General features: G+C 49.4%; 1 protein-coding gene. It reads left to right on the top strand.

Annotated features, from left to right (window positions below; translation table 11 throughout):
- On the top strand, window positions 1-500 hold a 500-nt coding region (locus tag EXE42_RS16685), incomplete at both ends, for an AAA family ATPase (RefSeq protein WP_158293770.1).

The raw sequence follows: 500 nt of genomic DNA, 5'->3' as shown, positions 1-500 counted from the left end.
GGTTTCAGAAGAAGAATTATTCGAGCTTTTTGGCTGGGAGAGCCACCCAAAGCAACAGTGGAGTCGACTCGATCAGAGACAGAGTCAGGTTCTCACATATGAGTACGACTCAGTTGAGGCATTTATTAGAGAAGCAAGAGGCGAACTCCAGTTTGATTTTTGGTCGTATGAGAACTGGTCGTTAGATGGGAACTTCGCCCGTCACTTGGCCCGTCAGCTTGAGAGGAAAAGACAGGTCATCCTGTACGGACCACCCGGGACAGGAAAGACATTCTTCGCAGAGAGATTTGCGAGGCTGTGGACGGGTAAGCAGCCAGGAACAGATCCAGGAACGTATCAAACTGAGTCCGTCACGTTCCATCCTTCCTTCTCGTACGAAGATTTCATAGAGGGATACACGATCACCGGAGATAGGGAGGAGTCAAATGGGATAGCTGCTGTGGATTCAGCGGAAGAGAACGAGAAAAGAACCGAAATATCGAACGGCTCACCATATGGAC

The sequence above is a fragment of the Halorubrum sp. SP3 genome (assembly GCF_005435195.1).
GTDB classification, from domain to species: domain Archaea; phylum Halobacteriota; class Halobacteria; order Halobacteriales; family Haloferacaceae; genus Halorubrum; species Halorubrum sodomense.
The sequence above is the reverse complement of the archived record's forward strand: the minus strand, read 5'-3'. Positions and strand labels throughout refer to the sequence as shown.